This is a genomic window from Pseudomonas sp. BF-R-24, assembly GCF_019947335.1.
GTDB classification, from domain to species: Bacteria; Pseudomonadota; Gammaproteobacteria; order Pseudomonadales; family Pseudomonadaceae; genus Aquipseudomonas; species Aquipseudomonas jessenii.
Genome location: NZ_JAGYGG010000057.1, coordinates 1 through 24,253 on the forward strand (window position 1 = coordinate 1; position 24,253 = coordinate 24,253).

At 56.2% G+C, this 24,253-nt stretch carries 18 protein-coding genes; 8 read left to right on the forward strand and 10 right to left on the reverse strand.

Annotation, left to right across the window (positions count from 1 at the left end; translation table 11 throughout):
• Window positions 1-150: 150 nt before the first annotated feature.
• The 6 genes from KGA98_RS26775 to KGA98_RS26800 form a co-directional block, all read right to left on the reverse strand.
• Window positions 151-660, reverse strand: a complete 510-nt coding sequence (locus KGA98_RS26775; protein WP_223504613.1) for a Bro-N domain-containing protein — start codon at window positions 658-660, stop codon at window positions 151-153.
• A 723-nt stretch (window positions 661-1,383) separates the two neighbouring features.
• Window positions 1,384-2,133: a hypothetical protein gene (locus KGA98_RS26780; RefSeq protein ID WP_223504615.1), complete on the reverse strand. Its 750-nt coding sequence runs from the start codon at window positions 2,131-2,133 to the stop codon at window positions 1,384-1,386.
• 2 nt (window positions 2,134-2,135) lie between these two features.
• A complete protein-coding gene (locus tag KGA98_RS26785; RefSeq protein ID WP_223504617.1) occupies window positions 2,136-2,915 on the reverse strand; it encodes a hypothetical protein in 780 nt (259 codons plus the stop codon).
• The gene (locus KGA98_RS26790) at window positions 2,890-4,803 is read right to left on the reverse strand and encodes a hypothetical protein (protein WP_223504619.1); all 1,914 of its coding nucleotides are present in this window, start codon (window positions 4,801-4,803) and stop codon (window positions 2,890-2,892) included. The genes KGA98_RS26785 and KGA98_RS26790 overlap by 26 nt, the downstream gene beginning before the upstream one ends.
• A gap of 42 nt (window positions 4,804-4,845) precedes the next feature.
• Window positions 4,846-5,067, reverse strand: a complete 222-nt coding sequence (locus tag KGA98_RS26795) for a hypothetical protein (RefSeq protein WP_223504622.1) — start codon at window positions 5,065-5,067, stop codon at window positions 4,846-4,848.
• Window positions 5,068-5,263: 196 nt separating this feature from the next.
• Window positions 5,264-5,761: a very short patch repair endonuclease gene (locus KGA98_RS26800; protein ID WP_223504624.1), complete on the reverse strand. Its 498-nt coding sequence runs from the start codon at window positions 5,759-5,761 to the stop codon at window positions 5,264-5,266.
• On the opposite strand from KGA98_RS26800, the gene KGA98_RS26805 reads away from it, so the two are divergent.
• The gene (locus KGA98_RS26805) at window positions 5,760-7,472 is read left to right on the forward strand and encodes a DNA cytosine methyltransferase (RefSeq protein ID WP_178086776.1); all 1,713 of its coding nucleotides are present in this window, start codon (window positions 5,760-5,762) and stop codon (window positions 7,470-7,472) included. The genes KGA98_RS26800 and KGA98_RS26805 overlap by 2 nt on opposite strands.
• A 104-nt stretch (window positions 7,473-7,576) precedes the next feature.
• Here the strand turns inward: KGA98_RS26805 and KGA98_RS26810 are convergent, their stop codons facing one another.
• From KGA98_RS26810 to KGA98_RS26820, 3 genes are all read right to left on the reverse strand, one after another.
• Window positions 7,577-8,824: a ribonucleotide-diphosphate reductase subunit beta gene (locus KGA98_RS26810; protein WP_007978181.1), complete on the reverse strand. Its 1,248-nt coding sequence runs from the start codon at window positions 8,822-8,824 to the stop codon at window positions 7,577-7,579.
• A gap of 527 nt (window positions 8,825-9,351) precedes the next feature.
• On the reverse strand, window positions 9,352-9,705 hold the full coding sequence (locus KGA98_RS26815) for a hypothetical protein (RefSeq protein ID WP_223504626.1): 354 nt from the start codon (window positions 9,703-9,705) through the stop codon (window positions 9,352-9,354).
• A 189-nt stretch (window positions 9,706-9,894) separates the two neighbouring features.
• Window positions 9,895-10,158, reverse strand: coding sequence for a DUF2790 domain-containing protein (locus KGA98_RS26820; protein WP_223504628.1), 264 nt, complete (start codon window positions 10,156-10,158; stop codon window positions 9,895-9,897).
• Between the two features lie 454 nt (window positions 10,159-10,612).
• Between KGA98_RS26820 and acs the strand changes: the two genes are divergently transcribed.
• The 6 genes from acs (at window position 10,613) to argR (ending at window position 17,553) form a co-directional block, all read left to right on the forward strand.
• Window positions 10,613-12,568, forward strand: coding sequence for an acetate--CoA ligase (acs, locus tag KGA98_RS26825; RefSeq protein WP_090457340.1), 1,956 nt, complete (start codon window positions 10,613-10,615; stop codon window positions 12,566-12,568).
• A gap of 702 nt (window positions 12,569-13,270) precedes the next feature.
• A complete protein-coding gene (locus tag KGA98_RS26830; RefSeq protein ID WP_056724133.1) occupies window positions 13,271-14,047 on the forward strand; it encodes an ABC transporter substrate-binding protein in 777 nt (258 codons plus the stop codon).
• Between the two features lie 91 nt (window positions 14,048-14,138).
• Window positions 14,139-14,828: an ABC transporter permease gene (locus tag KGA98_RS26835; RefSeq protein WP_015096506.1), complete on the forward strand. Its 690-nt coding sequence runs from the start codon at window positions 14,139-14,141 to the stop codon at window positions 14,826-14,828.
• Entirely contained in the window at window positions 14,825-15,523 is a 699-nt protein-coding gene (locus KGA98_RS26840) for an ABC transporter permease (RefSeq protein WP_056724135.1), read from the forward strand. The genes KGA98_RS26835 and KGA98_RS26840 overlap by 4 nt, the downstream gene beginning before the upstream one ends.
• Before the next feature lie 36 nt (window positions 15,524-15,559).
• Window positions 15,560-16,324 (forward strand): ABC transporter ATP-binding protein, encoded by a 765-nt coding sequence (locus tag KGA98_RS26845; protein WP_223504630.1) that lies wholly within the window; start codon window positions 15,560-15,562, stop codon window positions 16,322-16,324.
• Window positions 16,325-16,572: 248 nt separating this feature from the next.
• The gene (argR, locus tag KGA98_RS26850; protein ID WP_150812124.1) at window positions 16,573-17,553 is read left to right on the forward strand and encodes a transcriptional regulator ArgR; all 981 of its coding nucleotides are present in this window, start codon (window positions 16,573-16,575) and stop codon (window positions 17,551-17,553) included.
• A gap of 17 nt (window positions 17,554-17,570) precedes the next feature.
• On the opposite strand, the gene KGA98_RS26855 is transcribed toward argR, so the two are convergent.
• Window positions 17,571-22,598, reverse strand: a complete 5,028-nt coding sequence (locus KGA98_RS26855) for a dermonecrotic toxin domain-containing protein (RefSeq protein WP_223504632.1) — start codon at window positions 22,596-22,598, stop codon at window positions 17,571-17,573.
• A gap of 313 nt (window positions 22,599-22,911) precedes the next feature.
• On the opposite strand from KGA98_RS26855, the gene KGA98_RS26860 reads away from it, so the two are divergent.
• Window positions 22,912-24,132, forward strand: a complete 1,221-nt coding sequence (locus KGA98_RS26860; protein WP_223504634.1) for an aspartate aminotransferase family protein — start codon at window positions 22,912-22,914, stop codon at window positions 24,130-24,132.
• Window positions 24,133-24,253 lie beyond the last annotated feature (121 nt).

The following is a 24,253-nucleotide window of genomic DNA, read 5'->3' on the forward strand; positions in this document are numbered from 1 at the left end:
GTGGGGCGTTGAGTGGGGGACTGGCTTGCGGTGTGCGCCGCCAATCCCTGTGGGAGCGAGCTTGCTCGCGATGGCGTCAGTGAATGCGCCACTTAAACCAAATCCGCTACCTGAAACTCAAGCAGCGGATTGTTTGAGACTGCCGAGAGATCAGAATCCGCGCATAACCCGAGAGGCCTTACGCCACCAGGACTCACGCCGATTGAAAGGATCATCCGCCAACACACACGGCATATCCCGCAATCGAATCCACGGCTCATCTTGCCAATGCAACATACAGAGCGACATCTTCGGCCAATCCAGCAGACTCAACGTCGGGCGCTCCACCATCCGCAACGGCCGCGCATCACGTAGCGCAGGTACCACCTGATGAGTCAGCCACTCTCGCAACAACCGGTTCTCAGGGCAGTAGTGATAAATCAACAATGCATACACACCTGACTCGCTCACCATCAAACGCTCTTTAGCCGCGCCATAGAGGTCAACGAGCATCATTTGCCTCTGGTCCGCATCGAGCTTGCGAGTTACGCGCTCATCTAGATGTTTGCCCATCAGCCGCCCTAGATCATGTGCGCAGAACCACGCCTGGTTCTCCAAAAGAAGGGCATGCAGGTGGACATTGTGACGAATGAAGAGGGTGGGTTTGAGTAATTCAGGCATGGCGGGCCTCCTGGAGCGGAAGCGCGTAGCTGGATCTGTGGGCACGGCGAGTCACCTTCATCGTGAAGGTCGGATGGTCAGGCATTTCCTTTACCTCTGGTTGCTTTCTTAGGGCATTCGTTAAGGGTGTCGGGAGCTAAGAAACCCACCAGAGACGGGCCGGACATATTCCCCTTTCGGGTCTTGTATTCGCCCACTCCCGACATAACGGGAATTTTCTCGCAGGCGTAGAGAAACCGCAGACGAAAAAAAGCCGCATGACTGTCGGGTGCGGAGGACCGCTCTGGTTGAGGCGTTTCTTAGGCGCCGAATTGGAAGCCTAGAGGGTCAATGCCGCGTGGTCAACAGTGAAAAAACGGTAATGATTTTTCAACTGCAAGCTGGAGGGCTTAAGCACTCAATTCGAATATCTTTCGGATTTCAGTACGTAGGAGTTCTCTGTTTTTGGTGTGGCATTCCCCAATTGTCACAACCTCCAACCCTGCCTAGCACTTGCTGAGTTTTGAGAGATCTTTCAGCATTCTTCATCAGGCTTGCTCTGTCAGAAGTTGACTCTGTGGGCAGTGTGCGTACTTGCACTTGGGATGTTGATGCCAAACGCAGCCATGCACGAAAGCCTCCTCGGATTACGCGAGAGGTTGACGTGCAGGCCGCGTGCAATCCTGAGCGATGTACGAAACTGCGCACAACCTGTTCCTGAGTGTGCAGTTTCGGATCGGTTGATCAGTTCCCCTCACGCCATTTGACGTACTCAGTAGGCAGCAGTGTCGCAATTTCGTCGCTGGCCATCTGACGCAAATTGTAAGTGCGCTCGAATTGTTTGAAGGTGAAAGGTAGGCGACGGATGCCACCCAACCCAGCTTTACTCTTCGGATCGCAGCGATCTTTCTTCTGGCGCTGAGAAGTCACCCCTTTTTTTACCGAACCATCAGGCATGGCATAGAGCGAATTGGCTACCGGCCAAAAACTTCGATGGGCGTAGATTTCCTGGCGCGACGCCATCTGTTCGGCCATTTCACCCCATGGTGATCTCAGGGAACCCAAGGCAACCTTGGCTGCTGTTCCATGTAGGCTTACCAAGTCCCATGCAGTTCGAGCAACCAGGCGGTAGGCCAGTCGCGGAGACTGCATGATGTAGTGCGGTTTTGCTAAAGGCTTTCCTACACCAGTGCCTCGACCTTTACTCACTAAGCTTTCCATGAAAGCTAGCGAAATCCATGCCCACATACCATGATTTGAAAGTAGGGCAAATCGGTCCACTTTGCCTACAAAAACCTGGTTTGCTAGGTATTCCCCCAGCTCGAAGCTGGTTGAAAACTTTCTGGACAAGTCGATCGGGTATTCACCATCAACAACATCGGTAAATGTATCGTCCTTCAAAAGCTCTCTTGGAGCCGCGCTGGTAGGGTTGTCGATCCATGCTGCAAGCTTGGCGATGCCGACTTCACTCAGTGATCGGACTTGGTTAGTCATGACTATTCACCTTCCATCTCTGCCAAAGCCTCAGCCATGTGGTGTTTGAAAATTCCCTTTGCAGCAAACCTCGTGACAACGTCATCGGCCCATGCCTCTTGAACTAGGATGTCATCTTCCTCGAACTCGATGGGAGGACTAGCACCCAATGTGACGATGAAGTCAGCCCATGCTGCAATCCAAGTTTCCGGGTCATCGAGTGCCGATGGATCTTTTGCAATTGCAATTGCAACTTGGCGCATGACTTCAGGCATAACAAGAGCGCCAAACCAAGGTTGATTTACTGCAGAAGCGGCGGTGGGGAATAAAGATCGTTCCACTAGCACATTCGGTTTATCGCCCGAGCCCTTTCCCTCTGGAAGTACAAGTTTCCAAGCGATGCCGTGCAGATCCGTGGGCTCAATGTCCACTAGGCTGGAGCCGAGATTGCCGGCCTCATCCAATGCCCTGACATTGTCCGTGTATCCGATGAGCCGTGATTCGCCCGGTTTGTTAAAAATGAACCTGAATTTCAACGGTTTGTCTGTGGCAATGTCCCGGATGCTCGTAGGAGTTTTCTTGAACTCGGACAAAGGGCCAAGTTCGAAATATTCTTCCGTACTTCCTGCATGGACGATACAGCCCAGCAGCACGGAAGGATCAAGATCAGCCGCCCCATAATCGAAGCTGTCCAACCAGAAAACTCTGCCATCAGAGGAGTCATTCCTGACTCGTACCACGAAGTGCTTCTTGTCGATCTGTCTTAATCGGGTGGGATTAGTTGTCCTCGTTATTTGCCCCATCGGATACCTCCTGATACTTCACGCGGATTTCAAGCTGGCGGTTGCTATCAAAACCGGCAACTGACAGCCAAGAGTTTTCATCGTCCAAACGGAAGCTCATCGTATTAAGTGAAGTGGTAGGCTCGGAAATCCTTGAATGCTTGCGTGGATACAACGATTCATCACCGATCCAGAAGTCGGCTGCATCCCACAGTTTGAATGCGTCTCCTACCACGGTGGCGTAGGCCAGAGTAATTTTACAATCAATCGGGTAATTGAATCCTTCCGCTGCATTCGCACGAACCTCGAATCCTTTATCAAGAATCTTGAGTACGACAGGTTTGGGTTTTGGCTTCGGAATTTCTTTCGGCGGTTGTTGTTCACCCTTAGGTGTTTCCGGCATTACCCCGCCGCCACCTAAACGTTTGGCAGGTTCGGAAGCCGGATCGGCGAAATAAATCGCCAAGGCGGTGTCATCCTTTTTGCCTTCCGGTGAGATCAGTTGCACTAGTCGAAGCGCTGCATTGCGAACCGCATTCAGCGCATCATTAGGCGAAAAGTATTGAGCCACGACCTTCGGCCGCTTAGCATTCCAGTTGCGATGGGTTGGCTCTTCGGCTGCCACTAGCAAATCGGAAAGCTTGGGATCCTGAATGAAGGTAAGAGCCATCACCGGGACGATGATTCGTGCTGCCTTCAATCTCTTTTCGCCATCGATTCCTAAGTCTTGCCGAACGAACAGCTCTTGGCTCTGCTCTGCGCTTTCGTCTTGCTGGAGGAAAACTCGGAATTTTGCCGTTGAGGTTTCTTTCGGTTGTTTCTTTTTGACCGGGATGATGAAATCCACCGAAACCATTTCGGAGTTGCCGAATTTTTCCTTCAATGAAGTCAGCTCAGCTTCCTCGAATGCACCTATTGTCAACCTCGCTTCTTTCGACCACGAATCCTTTGCCGTGGCAGTGACCGCTTCATCCGCATCCTTCGCAGTTAGTGCGAGAAAATCGCGGTAACCCTTGGCCAGCCGGCAATCCCCACCCATGTTACTCGCCACGTCGGCGATACTTGAGGTATCCAAAGTAATATTGCCGACTTTCACCACTAGACGACCACGATTGATGGCGAAAAAGAACTCGTTGACCACGGCATTTCGCAGCGCCTTTTCCGTGATGTCCCCCGCCGGCATTGGGACAATAAAGGTCGTTCCGGCTTCTGCTTCCCTAGCTAATCCGAGTTCGCCCTTAATTCCGTCAAGTATCTGAGTTTTGTCGATGGGGACCGCGAGTTCGTTCGGGTCATTGATTGCTCCCCACCTTGCTTCCTTTGCCCAGCGTCTATTGTCGTCGGGCAGCTTGTAGTTACGTTTGAAGCGGCAGCAGCCGAACAGAAGTTCGATGTCATCTGATTTGCGCTTAGTTAGGGCAAAAACGCTCCTCAACTTGCTAGCCAGGTACAAGGTGATTTTTCCTTGACCAGCTCCACCATTGGATTTTGTCGTTTTCGCGCCTTCGCCTTCGCGGAACCAGAATGCATTCCAATTTTCAGTCGAGCCCTCACATGACGAGTCCGTATAGCACCCCTCCAGACCGGTTGTTCCGAAATCCTCGATGACAAGAAACGTCATCTCGTTAGGGAGTGCATCGCTCTCTATCAGTTCGCCGGCTAGGAAGTGCTTTTTCCAATCGTCTGAGAAGATGGATCGAGCGAACTTGGTGGTGGCCAAGTCCACCGTGACCAGCTTGTATTCAACGCGAACAACGCTTTCGCTGCTTCGCGCATCCAATGGATTCTGCAGCGTTTCGCGGACGAGGATTTCAACGCTGGTACGCTCTTCATCCGCGAAATTGTCGTCTGAAATGCTAGACCCTGAAGTCTCGTTCGGATTCAGCGGGCGAAACTGCCAATGAGCCACAATCAATTCTCCCTATTCGTAGTAGATCCAGAACAATTACTGCTACAGCTTGAAGTCGCCACCAGCGGCATTTTCGGCGTCAGAGAAGCGCATTTTTGCCTGATCCAGCTCCTTCTGTAGAGTCTTGAAGATCTTTTTTATGTCGTCATCTGTAAAGCTGTATGCGCTTCGGTTGGAAAGGTTTCCGATCAGACGTATGTCGTTGAGGGCACGATTTACACGTTGCTCTGCCAACCTTACAAATTTTTCTCTTTTTTCTGACATGAGAGCCCCAAAAATCCTACAAGAAAACAGAATATTTCTGAAATGTTTAGTGAATATTTAGATAATGTTTGACGATTGGTCAAGTTTTTTTTGCGTGTATTGCGATTGGCGGCGTCGCAAAGGGGGGGGCGTTTATGGGCGCTGAGGCTTTAGCGGTTTTGGGACGGTGAGGTCGGTGAAAATCGGGAGTCGGCGTCTAGGCATCGTTTCGGTCTGGCTCGGCTGACCTACGAATTTCTGAGGCTGTACCAGTAATGAGGTCAGGCCAAGAGACGAATTTTTGATTACAATCCCTGATCGCATCCAAAATCCAGTTCATTTCGGTTTCTGGCCCACGTATACCGCACTCCCATAGTTCGAAAACGCGCCAACCCGATGCCAGTAGGCTTTTCTTGTTCTCGGCATCTCTGGCAACGTTCTGGTCAAACTTTATTCGCCAGAATTCGTCATTGGTTCTTGGAGTGGTTGCGTAGCGGCAGCCAGCGTGTCTGTGCCAGAAACAGCCATGAACAAAAATACAGACCCGATAGCGTGATAGCACCAGATCGGGTCTTCCAGGTAGATTCCGTTGATGCAAGCGATACCTGAAACCATACCGATGCAGCATGCGCCGGACTTTTATTTCCGGAGATGTATCGCTACCACGGATGCCAGCCATCATGCGAGACCTGACTTCTTTGCTGACTATGTCCATGAATGACTCCCAGATAAATCTGAATCTTCCAGAAGATGTGACCCCTGAGCCTATCGGGTTTCTCAATGAGCCGATCCAGATCGTAGACCTCTTTGCCGGCCCTGGAGGGCTTGGTGAAGGTTTTACTTCATCTGGTGGAGGGGGGCGCTTCGAGATCGTTGTTTCTGCGGAAAAAGACCCAAAAGCTTGGCAAACCCTCCGGTTACGTGCGTTCTATCGACTGCTCAAAAAGCGAAGACCAGACCTGCTTTTTGAATACTACAATTTCTGCAACGATCCAAAAGCACCAGACACATTTGAGCCATCTGTTAATACAGAGTACCTGTGGGACTTGGCGGGGAAGGAAGCCAAGTGCATCACACTGGGGAGTGACCAAGGCAATACAACCCTAGATGAAGCCCTGAACGACGGACTGAACGAAAGGCGCCCGTGGGTGCTGATCGGTGGACCTCCATGTCAGGCATATTCTATTGTTGGGCGTGCGCGGAACCAGTCCAAGGTTGATTACAAGGCAGAGGAAGACCACCGACATTTCCTATACAAGGAATACCTGCGAATCATTCGGGAGAGGCAGCCCACAATGTTCGTCATGGAAAATGTAAAGGGAATTCTCTCTTCCAAGGTTAACAATGAGCGGATATTTTCGAACATTTTGAAAGACCTTTCGGACCCTGGCCAAGCTCTTCACCTAGATGGGGTGGGCAAGCAGTACCGTATCTACTCACTGGTAACTGGCAGTTCTTTTGGTCCTGGTGAGGATGTGGAAAAGATTGACCCAAAAGCCTTCATCATTAGGGCAGAGGATTATGGTATTCCCCAAGCAAGGCATCGGGTAATCCTTTTAGGTATTGCTACAGATAGTCTTCCAGCGTCGAATGATTGGGTAAAGCTGGCTTCTGAAAAATGCAAAGAGTCAAAGGTTTCAGTAGGTCAGGTGCTAAATAACCTGCCTAGACTTCGCAGTGGGCTTTCAAAAACCGAGGACAGCCAAGCAGGCTGGATTGATGTTGTTACAGAGCAGCTGGATCATCTTCAAAGCCAGACCAATCCTGTCAACGTAGAGCTATGGTCTGGGTTTCAAGATCTGTCTAGAGCCTTTGAGGGGCCAGACGTGCCGGTGAGTCCTGGTGGGAAAAGGGTAAAAAGAAAAGATGCGAAGGATGATGGCTCGACCAATAGTTCGAGCCTGGACGAGTGGTATTTAGACGAAAATTTAGACTATTGGCTGAATCATGAGTCTCGTGGGCATATGCCGACGGATCTACGTAGATACCTATTTGCTGCTGTGTATGCAAAGCTTCATGGTTCTTCGCCTAAAGGGCATGAGGGGTTCTTCCTAAAGGGTCTGGCACCCGACCATAAGAACTGGGAAACAGGAAAGTTTAGCGATCGATTTAGAGTTCAGATTGAAGAACGGTACGCAACAACTATTACAAGTCATATCTCCAAAGATGGACATTATTTTATTCATTACGATCCAACTCAATGCCGGAGTTTGTCTGTTAGAGAAGCCGCTCGTATCCAGACATTTCCAGACAACTATTTCTTCCAGGGCAGCAGAACCGACCAGTTCCACCAAGTTGGAAACGCAGTGCCACCATTACTAGCGTCAAAGATCTCGAAAGTGGTGTTTGGTATCCTGTTCGACAAGGTAAGGGATTACGACCAACGCTTTGCTGAAGAGGCGAAGGGTGAAGAGAGCTACGCCTAAGCTTGCTTGATGATTAGCTGTTGAAACTAAAAAGCCCCGATTAGATCGGGGCTTTTTAGTTCTGCTATTTAAATGCGATTAGCGAATCGCTAATAAACCCAGAATCAATCCCAGCTCAAAGCCCCGCCAGTCTGATACTCAATAACCCGAGTCTCAAAGAAGTTCTTCTCTTTCTTCAAGTCCATGATCTCGCTCATCCAAGGGAACGGGTTAGTCGTCCCTGGATACTCTTCCTTCAAGCCGATCTGCGACAGGCGACGGTTAGCGATGAACTTGAGGTAGTCCTCCATCATCGCCGCATTCATGCCCAACACGCCGCGAGGCATGGTGTCACGCGCGTATTCGATCTCCAGCTGAGTACCTTGCAGAATCATCTGAGAAGCTTCTTCCTTCATCTCGGCATCCCACAAATGCGGGTTTTCGATTTTGATCTGGTTGATCACGTCGATGCCGAAGTTCAGGTGCATGGATTCGTCGCGCAGGATGTACTGGAACTGCTCGGCGACGCCGGTCATTTTGTTGCGGCGGCCCATGGAGAGGATCTGGGTGAAGCCGCAGTAGAAGAAGATGCCTTCCAGAACGCAGTAGTAGGCGATCAGGTTGCGCAGCAGTTCTTTGTCGGTTTCGACGGTGCCGGTTTCGAACTTTGGATCGGAGATCGAGCGGGTGTATTTCAGGCCCCAGGTGGCTTTTTTCGCGACCGATGGGATCTCGTGGTACATGTTGAAGATTTCGCCTTCATCCATGGCCAGCGATTCGATGCAGTACTGGTAGGCGTGGGTGTGGATCGCCTCTTCGAAGGCCTGGCGCAGGATGTACTGGCGGCATTCCGGGTTGGTGATCAGGCGGTACACGGCCAGGACCAGGTTGTTGGCAACCAGGGAGTCGGCGGTGGAGAAGAAGCCGAGGTTGCGCATCACGATGCGGCGCTCGTCGTCGGTCAGGCCTTCCGGGTTTTTCCAGAGGGCGATGTCGGCGGTCATGTTGACTTCTTGCGGCATCCAGTGGTTTGCGCAGCCGTCCAGGTACTTCTGCCAGGCCCAGTCGTACTTGAAGGGTACGAGTTGGTTGAGGTCGGCGCGGCAGTTGATCATGCGCTTTTCGTCAACGGCGACACGGGCGGAGGCGCCTTCGAGTTCGGCGAGGCCTTCGGCGACGTCGAGGGAGTCCAGGGCAGCTTTGGCGCGGGCAACGGCGGCGGAGTCAGCGGCGGTCACGGCACGGGCTTCCAGGGCGGCGGCACCGCCGGCGCTGTCGAGACGGTCCATGTTGGCTTCGGTGGCGTGGCCAGCGTTGGCGCTCTTGACTGCTACTTCCGTGTCTTCTTTGTCGAATTCGTCCCAGCTCAGCATGACGTGTCGTCTCCTGCGTGAGGGCCAGTGTGCCCGTGTGAAATTGGATAGGTCGGTTTTTCACACGGCCTTACTGGCCGCGTTGGATCTAAAGGAATCGTTTTTTGCGGCAGCTATACGCAGGCATCAAACAGAATTTTGTACGGGGTTCCGAGAGCCACTGATGGGCGCAGCAAGCGTTGATCGCTTGTGCGGGGCTTCAGACTGGCTTTTCGTCCCTGTAAGGGAATATTGCAGGCCCGTTTAAGGCCGCATTATAGGGAAGTTTTGCGTGCTGTGGTGCGGCGAAATGGCTCACGGAACGGTCGACGGGGGCCGTTTTTCGGTCGGAGTGAGGGTTTACAGGGCTTTGAACGATGTTGGCGGGGGAAGATTTTTTTTCTTAATTTTTTGCCTCGGATTATTTTTGTTCAAGAAATGACCAAAAAAGGCTTTTTTCACTACATCTTGTGTTTCGGTGGGGTTTTCTCAGGCTCCAGACACAACTAAGCCCGACCGAAGTCGGGCTGTGAAGTCACGCTGGCGGATCAGCTCAGGCGAGCGGCACCGACGTGATCGGCACCATCGGCGGCTAGACGGGCTGCGCCGGTGTGGTCGGAGCCGTCGGAGGCGAGTTTGCCTGCGCCAACGTGATCGGCACCATCGGCGGCGAGGCGGGCGGCGCCGGTGTGGTCAGAGCCGTCGGAAGCCAGTTTGCCTGCGCCAACGTGATCGGCACCATCGGCGGCGAGGCGGGCGGCACCGGTGTGGTCAGAACCGTCGGAAGCGACAGTGGCTTCAGTGGTGTAAGCAGCCGAGCCGGTGCGGTCGTAACCATCGGCGGCGAAGGTGTTGGCTGCCAGGACGGAGAGGGTCAGGGCGAGGATCAGTTGGGTTTTCATGGTTGTTGCTCCAGATTCGTGGGTGTTGTTTGTCTTGGGTTGCAGTTGATTCTATGCCGATCATTTCGATTAAAAAGCGCAAATAAATGCTTAAAATAATCGACTTAATCGATCATTAAGGTTCGGCGCTTCATCTGCCTGATCGCGGCGGGTGGGTCGAACCTTTTGGGGGAGGGGTGAAGCGGGGGATCAGCCGTTGGAGCAGCCATTGCCCACCATGCTGTAGCGCAGGATATGTCGTTGGCCGTGGGAGTCTTCGTATTCCATTTTCATCGGCACAACTTCACACACGTTCGGGGCTTCGCTCATGGAGATCACTTTGGCGATGTCCAGGTGGGTGGAGTAGGTGTATTCCTCTATTGCTGGTTGTTGCTGCGCGACATCAGTCGGGACCTCGTTTGCCATGGCGGTTGCGCACAGACTGCTGAGGGCCAGAACCAATAAAGCTTTCATTTGAAATTTACCTTTTAGAGGTCGAAAGGGGGCACGCAATCTTTTTGGGATTGCGTGTGGAGCTTCGGTATCAGGGGTTTGATTAACTGCCTTCGTGGGGGCTGCAACTGGGTTAATCAGGTTGCCTTGTTGGCGTGGCTGATTTTAGGCGTCGACGCTTCGTCCATATAGGCGTGGTTTTGATAAACACTTTTGACAGATCCTGTAACAATCCCTGAATAACCTCTTCTTTTGCAGGTGTGAACTTGCACTGCGGGGTGTCAGATTGGGTGCGTTATCGTTGACGACCATCGCGAGCAAGCTCGCTCCCACAGGTACCGCAGTGGTAGTGGGGTTGACGGTTTTTCACGACACTTTGTAGGGACTTGTTACTACCATCGTCGAATGGTTCTATAGCCCCGGCCCGGCTAAAACAGGGTCATACAAAAACAACTATTCCACCGAGGTAAGAAAGATGAGTGCGGCTTCCCTGTATCCCGTTCGTCCCGAGGTTCTGGCTAACACGCTGACCGACGAGGCGACCTACAAGGCGATGTACCAGCAGTCGGTCGTCAACCCCGACGGCTTCTGGCGCGAGCAAGCCAAGCGCCTCGACTGGATCAAGCCTTTCACCACGGTGAAGCAGACTTCCTTCGACGATCACCATGTCGACATCAAATGGTTCGCCGACGGCACCCTGAACGTTTCCTACAACTGCCTGGACCGTCATCTGGCCGAGCGCGGCGATCAGGTCGCGATCATCTGGGAGGGCGATGACCCTGCCGAAAGCCGCAACATCACCTACCGCGAACTGCACGAGCAAGTGTGCAAGTTCGCCAACGCCCTGCGTGGCCAGGACGTGCACCGCGGCGACGTGGTGACTATCTATATGCCGATGATCCCCGAAGCCGTGGTCGCCATGCTGGCCTGTACCCGGATCGGCGCGATTCACTCGGTGGTGTTCGGCGGCTTCTCCCCGGAGGCCCTGGCCGGTCGCATCATCGACTGCAAATCCAAAGTGGTGATCACTGCCGACGAAGGCATTCGTGCCGGCAAGAAGATCCCGCTCAAGGCCAACGTCGACGACGCGCTGACCAACCCGGAAACCAGCAGCATCCAGAAAGTCATCGTGTGCAAGCGCACCGGTGGCGACATCAAGTGGAACCAGCATCGCGACATCTGGTTCGAGGACCTGATGAAAGTGGCCGGCACCGTGTGCGCGCCGAAAGAGATGGGTGCCGAAGAAGCGCTGTTCATCCTTTACACCTCCGGCTCCACCGGCAAGCCGAAGGGCGTGCAACACACCACCGGCGGCTACTTGCTGTACGCGGCCATGACCCACGAGCGCGTGTTCGACTACCGCCCGGGTGAAATCTACTGGTGCACCGCCGACGTCGGCTGGGTCACCGGCCACAGCTATATCGTCTACGGCCCGCTGGCCAATGGCGCGACCACGCTGCTGTTCGAAGGCGTGCCGAACTACCCGGACATCACCCGGGTGGCGAAGATCGTCGACAAGCACAAGGTCAATATCCTCTACACCGCACCGACCGCGATCCGCGCCATGATGGCCTCGGGCACTGCCGCCGTTGAAGGCGCCGATGGCAGCAGCCTGCGCCTGTTGGGTTCGGTGGGCGAGCCGATCAACCCGGAAGCCTGGGACTGGTACTACAAGAATGTCGGCAAGTCCCGTTGCCCGATCGTCGACACCTGGTGGCAGACCGAAACCGGCGGCAACATGATGAGCCCGCTGCCGGGCGCTCATGCGCTCAAGCCAGGCTCTGCGGCGCGTCCGTTCTTCGGCGTGGTGCCGGCCCTGGTGGACAACCTGGGCAACATCGTCGAAGGCGAGGCCGAGGGCAACCTGGTGATTCTCGATTCGTGGCCAGGCCAGGCGCGTACGCTGTTTGGCGACCATGACCGCTTCGTCGACACTTACTTCAAGACTTTCCGTGGCATGTACTTCACCGGTGACGGCGCCCGTCGCGATGCCGATGGTTACTACTGGATCACCGGTCGCGTGGACGACGTGCTCAACGTGTCCGGCCACCGCATGGGCACCGCCGAGATCGAAAGCGCGATGGTCGCGCACCCGAAAGTCGCCGAGGCCGCTGTGGTTGGCGTGCCGCACGACATCAAGGGGCAGGGCATTTATGTCTATGTCACCCTTAAGAACGGTGAAGAGCCGAACGAACAGCTGCGCCTGGAACTGAAAAACTGGGTGCGCAAGGAGATCGGCCCGATTGCTTCACCGGATGTGATCCAGTGGGCGCCGGGACTGCCGAAGACTCGTTCGGGCAAGATCATGCGCCGGATTCTGCGCAAGATTGCCACGGCTGAATATGATGGGTTGGGGGATATTTCCACCCTGGCTGATCCGAGTGTGGTGCAGCATTTGATTGATACCCACAAGACCATGAATGTCGCGTAAGCGGCGGTTCTGAGTCATCCACAGCCCTGCCTGGTTTTGCCTGGCAGGGCTTTTTCTTGTCTGGGGTTTTTGTGGTGTCAGGCAGGCCGCCTTCGCGAGCAAGCCCGCTCCCACAATGGTTCTGTGTCGACCACCAAATTTGCATCCACTAAAGCCCCCTCTGTGGGAGCGGGCTTGCTCGCGAAGGCGGTCTGCCTGACACCAAATAAACAACGGCCAATAAATATCGGCTTCGGCCGCAGGACAATTCCTACTGTTACCTGTGTTATTTCAGGTTACTGAATGTGTAACCGCGTCGCGCCAATACGGGGCATTGGGAAACGCCGGGGCTTAAATCCGGCCCTGAAATGCGCCTCAAAAAAATAAGCCGCTACACTGCGCTTGCCGGATTAGAAGGGTTTGCCAATAATAGGCCCGCAATTTGCAACGTAGATCGGTTCACTATCTTTTGCTCTTGCATGATTTTGCAGGGCTGTCAACGTGCTAAAACGGCTTTCTCGGTGCTTCTGTAATTAGTTGTCGCATTGAAGAAATATCGGCCTCGGGCCTGTCGTTAGAATGCCGATCACTCGCTCGTCGTTGCTCGTGTTGAATTTCAACACCCGCTTCCCAGGACGCAGCACTGCTTTCTGGTTCCACTCATTCGCATATTGGGCTGTCGCTCACTCTGCCGTTTTTGCCCTTTACCGATGGAGTCCCAAGATGAAGAAACTCGTGCTGCTTGGCGCCCTGGCACTGTCCGTGCTGTCCTTGCCAACCTTCGCCGATGAAAAACCTCTGAAAATCGGTATCGAGGCGGCTTACCCTCCGTTCGCGTCCAAGGCGCCGGATGGCAGCATCGTTGGTTTCGACTACGACATCGGCAACGCGCTGTGCGAAGAAATGAAGGTCAAGTGCGTGTGGGTCGAGCAAGAGTTCGACGGCCTGATCCCTGCGCTTAAAGTGCGCAAGATCGACGCGATCCTGTCGTCCATGTCGATCACTGAAGATCGCAAGAAGTCCGTGGACTTCACCAACAAGTACTACAACACCCCGGCTCGCCTGGTCATGAAGGCCGGCACTCAGGTCAGCGAAGGCTTGACCGAGCTCAAGGGCAAGAACATCGGCGTGCAGCGTGGTTCGATCCACGAGCGTTTCGCCCGCGAAGTCCTGGCCCCGCTGGGTGCCGAGATCAAGCCTTACGGTTCGCAGAACGAAATTTACCTCGACGTGGCCGCCGGCCGCCTCGACGGCACCGTGGCAGACGCTACGCTTTTGGATGACGGCTTCCTGAAAACCGATGCCGGTAAAGGCTTCGCCTTCGTCGGCCCTGCGTTCACCGACGTCAAATACTTCGGCGACGGCGTAGGCATCGCGGTACGCAAGGGCGACAAGGAAGATCTGGACAAGCTCAACAACGCCATCGCAGCCATTCGTGCGAACGGCAAGTACAAGCAAATCCAGGACAAGTACTTCGCCTTCGATATCTACGGCAAGTAATTCGTCCCAGCGACAAGTCCGAAATGGCGCAAGCAACAGGATCTCTGAGGTTTGCGCCATTTTTTCATCCCAACTTTCGAGGACCTGAATCATGTTGAAAGGCTACGGGGCTGTCATCCTCGATGGCGCTTGGCTGACGCTTCAGCTCGCCTTGTCGTCCATGGCCATGGCCATCGTTCTGGGCCTGATCGGCGTGGCACTGCGTCTGTCGCCGGTGCGCTGGCTGGCCTGGCTGGGCGACCTGTATTCCACGGTGATCCGCGGTATTCCCGACCTGGTGCTGATCCTGCTGATTTTCTACGGCGGCCAGGACCTGCTCAACCGCGTCGCACCGCTGCTCGGCTTTGACGAGTACATCGACCTGAACCCGTTGGCGGCCGGTATCGGCACCCTGGGCTTCATCTTCGGTGCGTACCTGTCGGAAACCTTCCGTGGCGCCTTCATGGCGATCCCCAAGGGTCAGGCCGAAGCCGGCATGGCCTACGGCATGAGCAGTTTTCAGGTGTTCTTCCGGGTGTTGGTACCACAGATGATTCGCCTGGCGATTCCGGGTTTCACCAACAACTGGCTGGTATTGACCAAGGCTACCGCGCTGATTTCGGTGGTGGGTCTGCAAGACATGATGTTCAAGGCCAAGCAGGCGGCCGATGCCACCCGCGAGCCTTTCACCTTCTTCCTCGCAGTAGCCGCGATGTACCTGGTGATCACCAGTGTGTCGTTGCTGGCATTGCGTCACCTTGAGAAGCGCTACTCGGTAGGCGTAAGGGCGGCTGATCTATGATCTTCGACTACAACGTCATTTGGGAGGCCATGCCGCTGTACCTTGGCGGCCTGGTGACCACCCTCAAACTGCTCGCGCTGTCGCTGTTCTTCGGCTTGCTGTGCGCCTTGCCGCTGGGCCTGATGCGCGTCTCGAAGAACTCGGTCGTCAACATGTCGGCCTGGCTCTACACCTACGTGATCCGCGGCACGCCGATGCTGGTGCAGCTGTTCTTGATCTACTACGGTCTGGCGCAGTTCGAAGCCGTGCGGGAAAGTTTCCTCTGGCCGTGGCTGTCCAGCGCAACGTTCTGTGCGTGCCTGGCCTTCGCGATCAACACCAGCGCCTACACCGCCGAAATCATCGCCGGCAGCCTGCGTGCCACGCCGAACGGCGAGATCGAAGCGGCCAAGGCCATGGGCATGTCGCGGGTCAAGATGTACAAGCGCATCCTGCTGCCGTCGGCCCTGCGTCGCGCGCTGCCGCAGTACAGCAACGAAGTGATCATGATGCTGCAGACCACCAGTCTGGCGTCCATCGTGACCCTGATCGACATCACCGGTGCCGCGCGCACGGTCAACGCCCAGTTCTACCTGCCGTTCGAGGCGTACATCACCGCTGGCGTGTTCTACCTGTGCCTGACCTTCATCCTGGTGAAGCTGTTCAAGATGGCCGAGCGCCGCTGGCTGGGCTACCTGGCCCCGCGCAAGCACTGATACCACTGACTGACTGTTTTTGTGAGAACCGACCGCATGTACAAACTTGAAGTCCAAGACCTGCATAAACGCTATGGCAGTCACGAAGTGCTCAAGGGCGTGTCCCTGAAAGCGGCAGCCGGCGATGTGATCAGCATCATCGGTTCCAGTGGCTCCGGCAAAAGTACTTTCCTGCGCTGCATCAACCTGCTGGAGCAGCCGCACGCGGGCAGGATTCTGCTCAACAACGAAGAGCTGAAGCTGGTGGCGAACAAGGACGGCGCGCTGAAGGCCGCCGACCCGAAACAGCTGCAACGCATGCGTTCGCGCCTGTCGATGGTGTTCCAGCATTTCAACCTGTGGTCGCACATGACCGCGCTGGAAAACATCATGGAAGCGCCGGTGCATGTGCTGGGCATGTCCAAGGCTGAAGCGCGCGAGAAGGCCGAACACTACCTGAACAAGGTAGGCGTGGCCCATCGCAAGGATGCTTACCCAGGGCACATGTCCGGCGGCGAGCAGCAGCGCGTGGCGATTGCCCGTGCACTGGCGATGGAACCTGAGGTGATGCTGTTCGACGAACCGACCTCGGCCCTCGACCCGGAGCTGGTTGGCGACGTGTTGAAAGTCATGCAGGCTCTGGCCCAGGAAGGCCGGACCATGGTCGTGGTGACCCACGAAATGGGCTTCGCCCGTGAAGTGTCGAACCAGTTGGTGTTCCTGCACAAAGGTGTGGTTGAAGAAAGCGGTAACCCGCGCGAAGTGCTGGTGAACCCGCAATCCGAGCGTCTGCAGCAATTCCTGTCGGGTAGCCTGAAGTAATCAGAACTGACGTTGTGCACTGCGATAGTGCATGCTTCGCAGTCTAAAGGCTGGCCCGGATCCCCTGTGGGAGCGGGCTTGCTCGCGAAGGCGGGGTGTCAGTCAACATCATTGCTGTCTGAACCACCGCTTTCGCGAGCAAGCCCGCTCCCACATTTGATCTTTGCCGGTTTTGCGATTTGTGTTCATTTACGGGCTAGCATTGGCCCATGCCTTCATCACTGTTCTTCGCTTCGGATCGCTCGCCCATGACTGCCCATCGAATTGGTTTCCTGATTTGGCCCAGCACTAAAGCACTGACGCTTGCGCTGGCTGAGGAGGCCTTGCGTGTTGCCCAGCGTGTGCATCCGGACGTGGTTTACGAGCTGTCGTTCCTGCAGGCCGAAGCGCCGAGCGAAAGCGCCTGGCAATTGCCGGGTGAGGCGTGGACCGGCAAGCTCGAAAACTTCCAGAAACTGTTCCTGCTCGCTGACGAACCACCGACCGCACTGGCGCCGGCGCTCAGCAGTGCGCTCAAGCAACTGGTGCGTTCCGGTTGCGTGATCGGCGGTCTGTCGGCCGGTGTTTACCCGCTGGCGCAGTTGGGCTTGCTCGACGGTTATCGCGCGGCTGTGCATTGGCGCTGGCAGGATGATTTCGCCGAGCGCTTTCCGAAGGTCATCGCCACCAGTCACCTGTTCGACTGGGATCGCGATCGCCTGACCGCGTGCGGCGGGATGTCGGTGCTCGACTTGTTGCTGGCCGTGCTGGCCCGCGATCACGGTGCGGAACTGGCCGGTGCGGTGTCCGAAGAACTGGTGGTCGAGCGCATCCGCGAGGGCGGCGAGCGCCAGCGCATTCCGTTGCAGAACCGCCTCGGTTCCAGTCATCCGAAGCTCACCCAGGCGGTGTTGCTGATGGAAGCCAACATCGAAGAACCGCTGACCACCGACGAAATCGCCCAGCACGTGTGCGTATCCCGTCGGCAGCTGGAGCGGATCTTCAAGCAATACCTCAACCGTGTGCCGAGCCAGTATTACCTGGAACTGCGCCTGAACAAGGCCCGGCAGATGTTGATGCAAACCAGCAAGTCGATCATCCAGATCGGCCTGTCCTGTGGCTTCTCCTCGGGGCCGCATTTCTCCAGCGCCTACCGCAATTTCTTCGGTGCCACGCCGCGGGAAGATCGCAACCAGCGGCGCAGCAGCAGCCCGTTCGAATTGTCATCGGTGCCGCCGGAACGCGGCTGATCGGCACCTGATCCCGATCAGTCTTCCGGTTCGGACGCCTCGGACGTCGACACCTCCAATTCTGCCCGATCGATCACTTCCTGAATGCCGAAGTCGACACTGGTCAGCCTGAAATACTCGATCAGGGTCTGCAGGCTGTCTTCGGAGAACGGATTGCCCCGCAAGTTGATGCTTTCGGCGACCTCCAGCGGCAGTTCGAGGAGGTCGGCGGGTATCCGGCTGATTGCGTTGTCGCTCAGGTCTACGGTTTCCAGGCTCTTGAGCTGCAACAGTCCAGCGGGTAATTCGGTGAGCCCGCAGTTGTCCAGTTGCAGGGTCGCCAGGTCCGCCATCTGGCTGATATCCGGAGCCAGCCCCAGCGGATTGTTCCTCAAGTCGATGAATTCCAGGCGGGCCATCTCGGCCAGGTTCAGGGCAGACTGCGGAGTCAGGGTGATGTTGCAGTCGAGGAGATTGAGCGATCTCAAATCGCTCATCCGGAAGATCGCCTCCGGGATATCGTCTAGCCTGAAGTCGTTGATAACGAGGGTCTTGAGTTTGGGGAAGCACTCCAGGAATCCGGTGACGCCTGTGGTCAGGCCACTCTCGCTACTCAGGTAAACCAGAGAAACATGGCTGAAATCTGCGCTCAGTGTCGGCAGGTTACCGATAATCCGCGTGTCCAGGCTCAGGTCATAAGTAGTTGCCTGCAGTGAATCGTCGAAATCATCCAGCTCGGTTTCCCGGCGCCAGCAGCGCAGTGCGGACTCTCTGAATGCGTCCCGCGTCGAATGTTCGATCAGCAGTTGCTGGGCAGTGAAGGGTTGATTGCTGTGAGGGTGGACGGCGGGAATATTGCCGGTCCAGGCGGACAGGTCGTTCTCCAGGGTGGTGAGTTCGACTCCCAGGCGGGTCAGTTCGACTCGCCCCTCATCCAGGGTCCCGGGCAGTTTGTAGACGAATTTGCTGGCATCTTCCTGGTCCATCCAGGGGTACAGTGCCTGCGCGCGGTGGATATCTGTTTCTTCGGCAAAGATACCGAAGTCCTGACGGGTCTGCTGGAAGTGCTGTTTGAGGCGTTCGCGGGCTGCGCTTGAAAGCGGATTATTGCCCAGGTCGAAACCCTCCTGGGTGCGTTGTTGCAACGTGAAAAGTCCGCCGGGCAACTCTTTGATCTGGTTGTTGTTGAGCAGGGCGGTGCGCAGGCGTGGGCGAGTCAATAATTCGCGCGGGAGTTCAGTAACGCCCGTCTGCGATACGTCGATGTAATTCAAATCGGGCATGCTGCCGACATCGGGTGTCAGGCCCAAGGGGTTCTTGTACAGGTCCATTGTGGTCAACCGATGCAGGCCCGCGAGCCCGACCTGGCTTTCGGGGCTGAGGGTGATCGCGCAATTGCTCAGAATGAGTTCTTCGAGTTGTAGCGATGGAAGGGTTTCCGGTAAGTGGCCAAGGTTGAAATCGCGCAGTTTCAGGATGCGTAAACCGGTAAAGCTGCGCAGAAACTCATGCATGCCCCGCGTGGTGCTGCTGCCTTCCAGTGTAAGCATTGTGACGCCGCTGAAGTCGGTGCTCAGGGCTGGCAATTCGCCGATGATCGGTTGGAAGAAGTTGAAGTCGACTGTTTCAAGCGCGGTCACGGGAAGGGTCCATTGCTGTCGCCAGCAGTCCATCAGGTCAATGGTGAACTGTCGACGGAGCTGCTTTTGTGCAGTGAATTGCTCGGGGGTGACCCTGATTTGTGTGTCTGGAATAAACAGCGGAATGTCGTCGCGCCAGGAAGAAAGCGTTTCCTGGAGCTGCGTGTGTTGAATCATAAGCCGATTCAGTTCTGCCCGCGGTCCGTTTGGGTGCTGTTGCAAGCGTTCGACGAAGGCGTCGAGCTCTTCGGCGGATAGATGGGGGAACAGTGTCTGAGCCCGAGCTTGCAAGGTAGATGTGTTGCGTGGCATTTGACGATACCCGTCACCGCCACCGAGCAAGCGCATTACCTTTGGGTCGTAGGTGGGTTTGAGATCGGGGTGTTGAACCAGCAGCGCGCGCAATGCATCACGGCTCAAGGCATGCTGGCGAATCAGCTGCTTGAGCCGTTCACCTTCACCGATATTCAGATTCAGGGCGGTGCGTTCGCTGTCCGGCATGGCCTGTAGCAGGCAGGTGTAGAGCGAGCCCATGCCGCCGAGTTCTTCGCCGTCATGATCGAAGGCCTGATAAGAGCCGTCCTCTCTGAGTACCAGCACTTTACGCAGAGGCGCGTCGGCACGGCCAAGGCTCTCGATCAGCAGACCCTCATGGGTGTACTGGCGGATTTCCAACCGTAGCTGTCCCGTCCAGCCTGGCAGTTTTTCCAGGGTGTGCAAGGCCAGCCGGTCGGTGTCGAGGTTGTTCTCGGTCGATGGCAAATCAAGCCCCTCGTAGGCGCGTGTCACGCGCACTTGCAATCCGGCCTCTCGGCTCAGTTCGGCTAATCGAGGGGCAATGGTTGTGTTTTTTAGCTGCTGCAGTTCCTGGTCGCTTGCTGTGTCCACAATCGCTTGAGCAACGCTGCGTGGCAGTCCGGGCTCGGTATCCATGACCACTTGTATGGCTGCGCTGGCGCCACGTTCGAGTCTGCGATAACGCTGATCGAACAGGCCTTGCCGTTTCTGTTCGGCAAGCCGCGCAAGTATCTTGCGCAACCGCAGCGCCCGGTTTTCCAGGCCAGGGAAGGGGTGAGCGAATTCTTCGCCCATCAGCGTTCTGGCTTCACTGTCCGACAGGGTCAGGAGAAAGGTTTTCAGCAGGTCGCCGTCGGTGAGACGGGCGGCATCTATTTGCGCTACGGGCACATCGGGTGCCGGGCTTTGCCAAAGGGTTTGCGCATTTTCGTCGATCAGTCGCAGGCCTTTGTTTGCCGGCCAGTAACCGTTTTCATTGAGCAGTTCCAGCTGTGTCACGGGATCCGCCTTGAGGAAGTGCTCCGGCTGGTCGCTGCCGATCTGATCGATAAAGGTTTGTATGTCCTGATCGACCCTGAAGCGTTTGAGTGTGTCGGCCAGTAACGGCGGCACCTGCCCGGCATTCACGTGCATCTTGCGCAGGGCATCTTCGTGGCTGCCGCTGATGCTGAGGATGCGCTCGCGGGTGCTGACCGGAAATCGCTGCATGTCCGGGCCGACACGATGCAGCACGGTGGCCTGGTCCCAGCTCAACGGCTGGTCGAGTTCGGTTTGCCAGGCGCCGGTGCCGTTGTGCCGCAGTTGTGGTTTGTAGGCGTCAGGGCGGGAGGGGTGGTCGATGCGATGCTCGCCGATGACTGAGTCCTCGCTGACGGCGTAGTTTTTGCCTTCCAGGGGTAACAGGGTTTTACCTTGATGCCTGTGCAGTCCGAGTGAATCCGGTTTTGAGTCTGCCGGGAGTGTGGCGGGGTGCTCGTAGGCGGTCAGGTCGGGTTTCCAATAGCGGGTTTCGCCATTGGGCCGCTTCACCGAATTGAAACGGTCGATGAACTGCACGATTTCCTTGGGCAGGATCGCGCGAAATTCTCCCGCCGCGATCACGCCACCCACCGCAAAGGTGCCCAGTTGTACGGCGGATTCAACACCGCCCATGAAATGCTCGAAGGCCTCGGTGGTGTGGCCCTCGGCCCAGTCAACAATGCTTTCGAAGGTTTCGTCGAGCAACTGGTAGGCCATGTAGGCCAGCATCAACTCGCCAAGGAAAGGTACGAACGGCAGGGCAATAAAGGCCGCGATGTTCAGCAGGGTCGAAGCTATTTCGGTAAAGGAGTCCCATAACGCCCAGCGGGCTCTCTGGTCGACTGTTGCGGTGGATACCGCGATCACCCGCGCATCGTTGAGGATCTTGTTGAGCTTGCTCTGGTAGAGGTGGGTCAAGAGATCGTCTTTCACCGGCGTGGCCGCAATGTGTAAGTCGGGACGTTGGTTGGGGCGCTCTCGCCAGGTCGGGTGCGGATCGCCCGGTGGAACAGGCTGCCAGGTTAAAGGTGATAGCTCGTTGTTCAACTGCGCGAAAAAGTGCCCACGATCCTCATGATTGATGAATCGACTGAAAAACTGTTGGTATTCGGGGGCACGCAAGCGCTGACCAAGTTCCTCGGCGAATGCGGCGGTTGAACTGTATTCCTTGATCGGGTGTTCGGGGTCGTCAGGAATGTAGGCCACCACTCTGACCACTTCTGTTGCGCGCTCCAGATCCGGTGCAAACAAAACGATGCCGGTCAGGCGAGCGTTCATGATTGTCAGTTCATGGAAGCCCCAGGGCAGACCATGCAAACGTAAAGAAGGCAGGTTGTCGAGCAAGCCAAGAGTCAGTTGGTGGACGTCACTGCCCAGTAATTTTTGCATCTGCGCCATGTGCAGGGCAGCGGTGAGTGCGGTTTTCTGGCTGTCGTGAATCTTCGATTTCAGTATTGCCGCGGCCACGGGATTGCTGATGCCAAGATTGTCGTCCAGATACTCTTTATAGCGCTGGCCAATGTCCAGTTCCCGGCAGAGGCGGGTAAAAGCCGTGATGGGCATCTTTTCCAGTATCTGCGGCAATGTATTGAATTGCCCGGTAGCAGAGGGGGGCGTGATGTAAGTCGAGGCGGGCTCGAAGGCGTCTGCATTGGTTTCGGCGCTTTCAAAATTGTGCAGTGCGGCATCCAGCAGCGACACCGTCCAGATGCGCGCAGCGCCGGATTTCAGCCGAAGCCATGGAATGTGAGCCGGGATATAAAGGCGAAGGAACGTTTTACGAGCGTCCAGTTCCAGGCCGAATCGGGTCTTGAGCGCCGCTTCGAGAAGTGGTTCGGCGAAGTCGGCGGGGCTCTGCAGCTTTGCCATCATTTGATCAACCTGGTTCTGGCTGGTCACATGGCGGGCAATGAGTTTGCCCAGTTCTGCATGCTGATGGGGGGGAGCGTCCTTGAGCCCGGCCGGAATGCCTGGCGTGCTGTTGCGCAGCGCCTCACGCCGTTGAGGCGTTGCTTGACGGAGCCAGGAGGGGATCACGTTGATCAGGTGCTGATAGTGAGCGTCTGGCCTGAATGTGTCGCGAGCAATGTCGGTATGTTGGGTATTCATGCGGTTAAGGTGACCATCGAAGTGGGATGAGGCCCTTAGGAAACCGCGCGAACCCGGACGCTGTGCGGTACATATTTACCGCGCTCGGGCCATTGCCATGAGTTACAAAGCAGCAAGCCTGCCGCAAACGTCCGCCGCCAGTTAAACTGCGCCTTTGCGACCCTATATGTCGCATTGCCGTAAACCCGGGAAAATCCGGGGTTTGCGCTATAAGAAGTTGTCGCTTGGCGGCAAGGCCGGGCCGAAAACTGTCCTTACAATCCTCACCAAGCTCGCCAGTTTCAGGCGAGTGTTTTCTCTTCAGGAGACTCCGATGTCCGTTGAGCACGCTGCGGTACAACGCGCCGATTTCGATCAGGTAATGGTTCCCAACTATGCGCCTGCCGCATTCATTCCTGTGCGTGGCGCCGGTTCCCGCGTTTGGGACCAGTCCGGTCGCGAGCTGATCGACTTCGCCGGCGGGATCGCCGTCAACGTATTGGGTCACGCGCATCCGGCGCTGGTCGGTGCCTTGACCGAGCAGGCGAACAAGCTGTGGCACGTGTCCAACGTGTTCACCAATGAGCCGGCCCTGCGCCTGGCACACAAGCTGGTCGACGCCACCTTTGCCGAGCGCGCGTTCTTCTGCAACTCCGGCGCCGAAGCCAACGAGGCCGCCTTCAAGCTGGCCCGTCGTGTCGCGTTCGACCGTTATGGCAGCGAGAAGTACGAGATCATCGCCGCGCTCAACAGCTTCCACGGCCGTACCCTGTTCACCGTGAACGTCGGTGGCCAGTCGAAGTATTCCGATGGCTTCGGTCCGAAGATCACCGGCATCACCCACGTGCCGTACAACGATCTGGCTGCGTTGAAAGCTGCCGTTTCCGACAAGACCTGCGCCGTGGTCCTGGAGCCTATTCAAGGTGAGGGCGGCGTACTGCCGGCCGAACTGGCCTACCTGCAAGGCGCCCGCGAACTGTGCAACGAGCACAACGCGCTGCTGGTGTTCGACGAAGTGCAAACCGGCATGGGCCGTACCGGCCACCTGTTCGCCTACCAGCATTACGGCGTGATCCCGGACATCCTGACCAGCGCCAAGAGCCTGGGCGGTGGTTTCCCGATCGCCGCCATGCTGACCACCGAAGAGCTGGCCAAGCACCTGGTCGTCGGCACCCACGGCACCACTTACGGCGGTAACCCGCTGGCGTGTGCTGTCGCCGAAGCCGTGATCGACGTGATCAACACCCCCGAGGTGCTGGCTGGCGTCAATGCCAAGCACGACAAGTTCAAGGCACGCCTTGAGCAGATCGGCGAGAAATACGGCCTGTTCACCCAGGTCCGTGGCCTGGGTCTGTTGATCGGCTGTGTGCTGAGCGATGCCTGGAAAGGCAAGGCCAAGGACATCTTCAACGCCGCTGAACAAGAAGGCCTGATGATTCTGCAAGCCGGCCCGGACGTGGTGCGTTTCGCCCCGAGCCTGGTGGTGGAAGACGCCGATATCGATGCCGGTCTGGACCGCTTCGAACGTGCCGCGGCAAAACTGACGCAAGCCTGATAGACCCTTCGACGCCTGACCTTTCAGGCGTCGAACCCAATTTTTGTTCCGGGCCGGATCAAATGTGGGAGCGGGCTTGCTCGCGAAAGCGGTGTATCAGTCAACATTTTTGCTGTCTGAC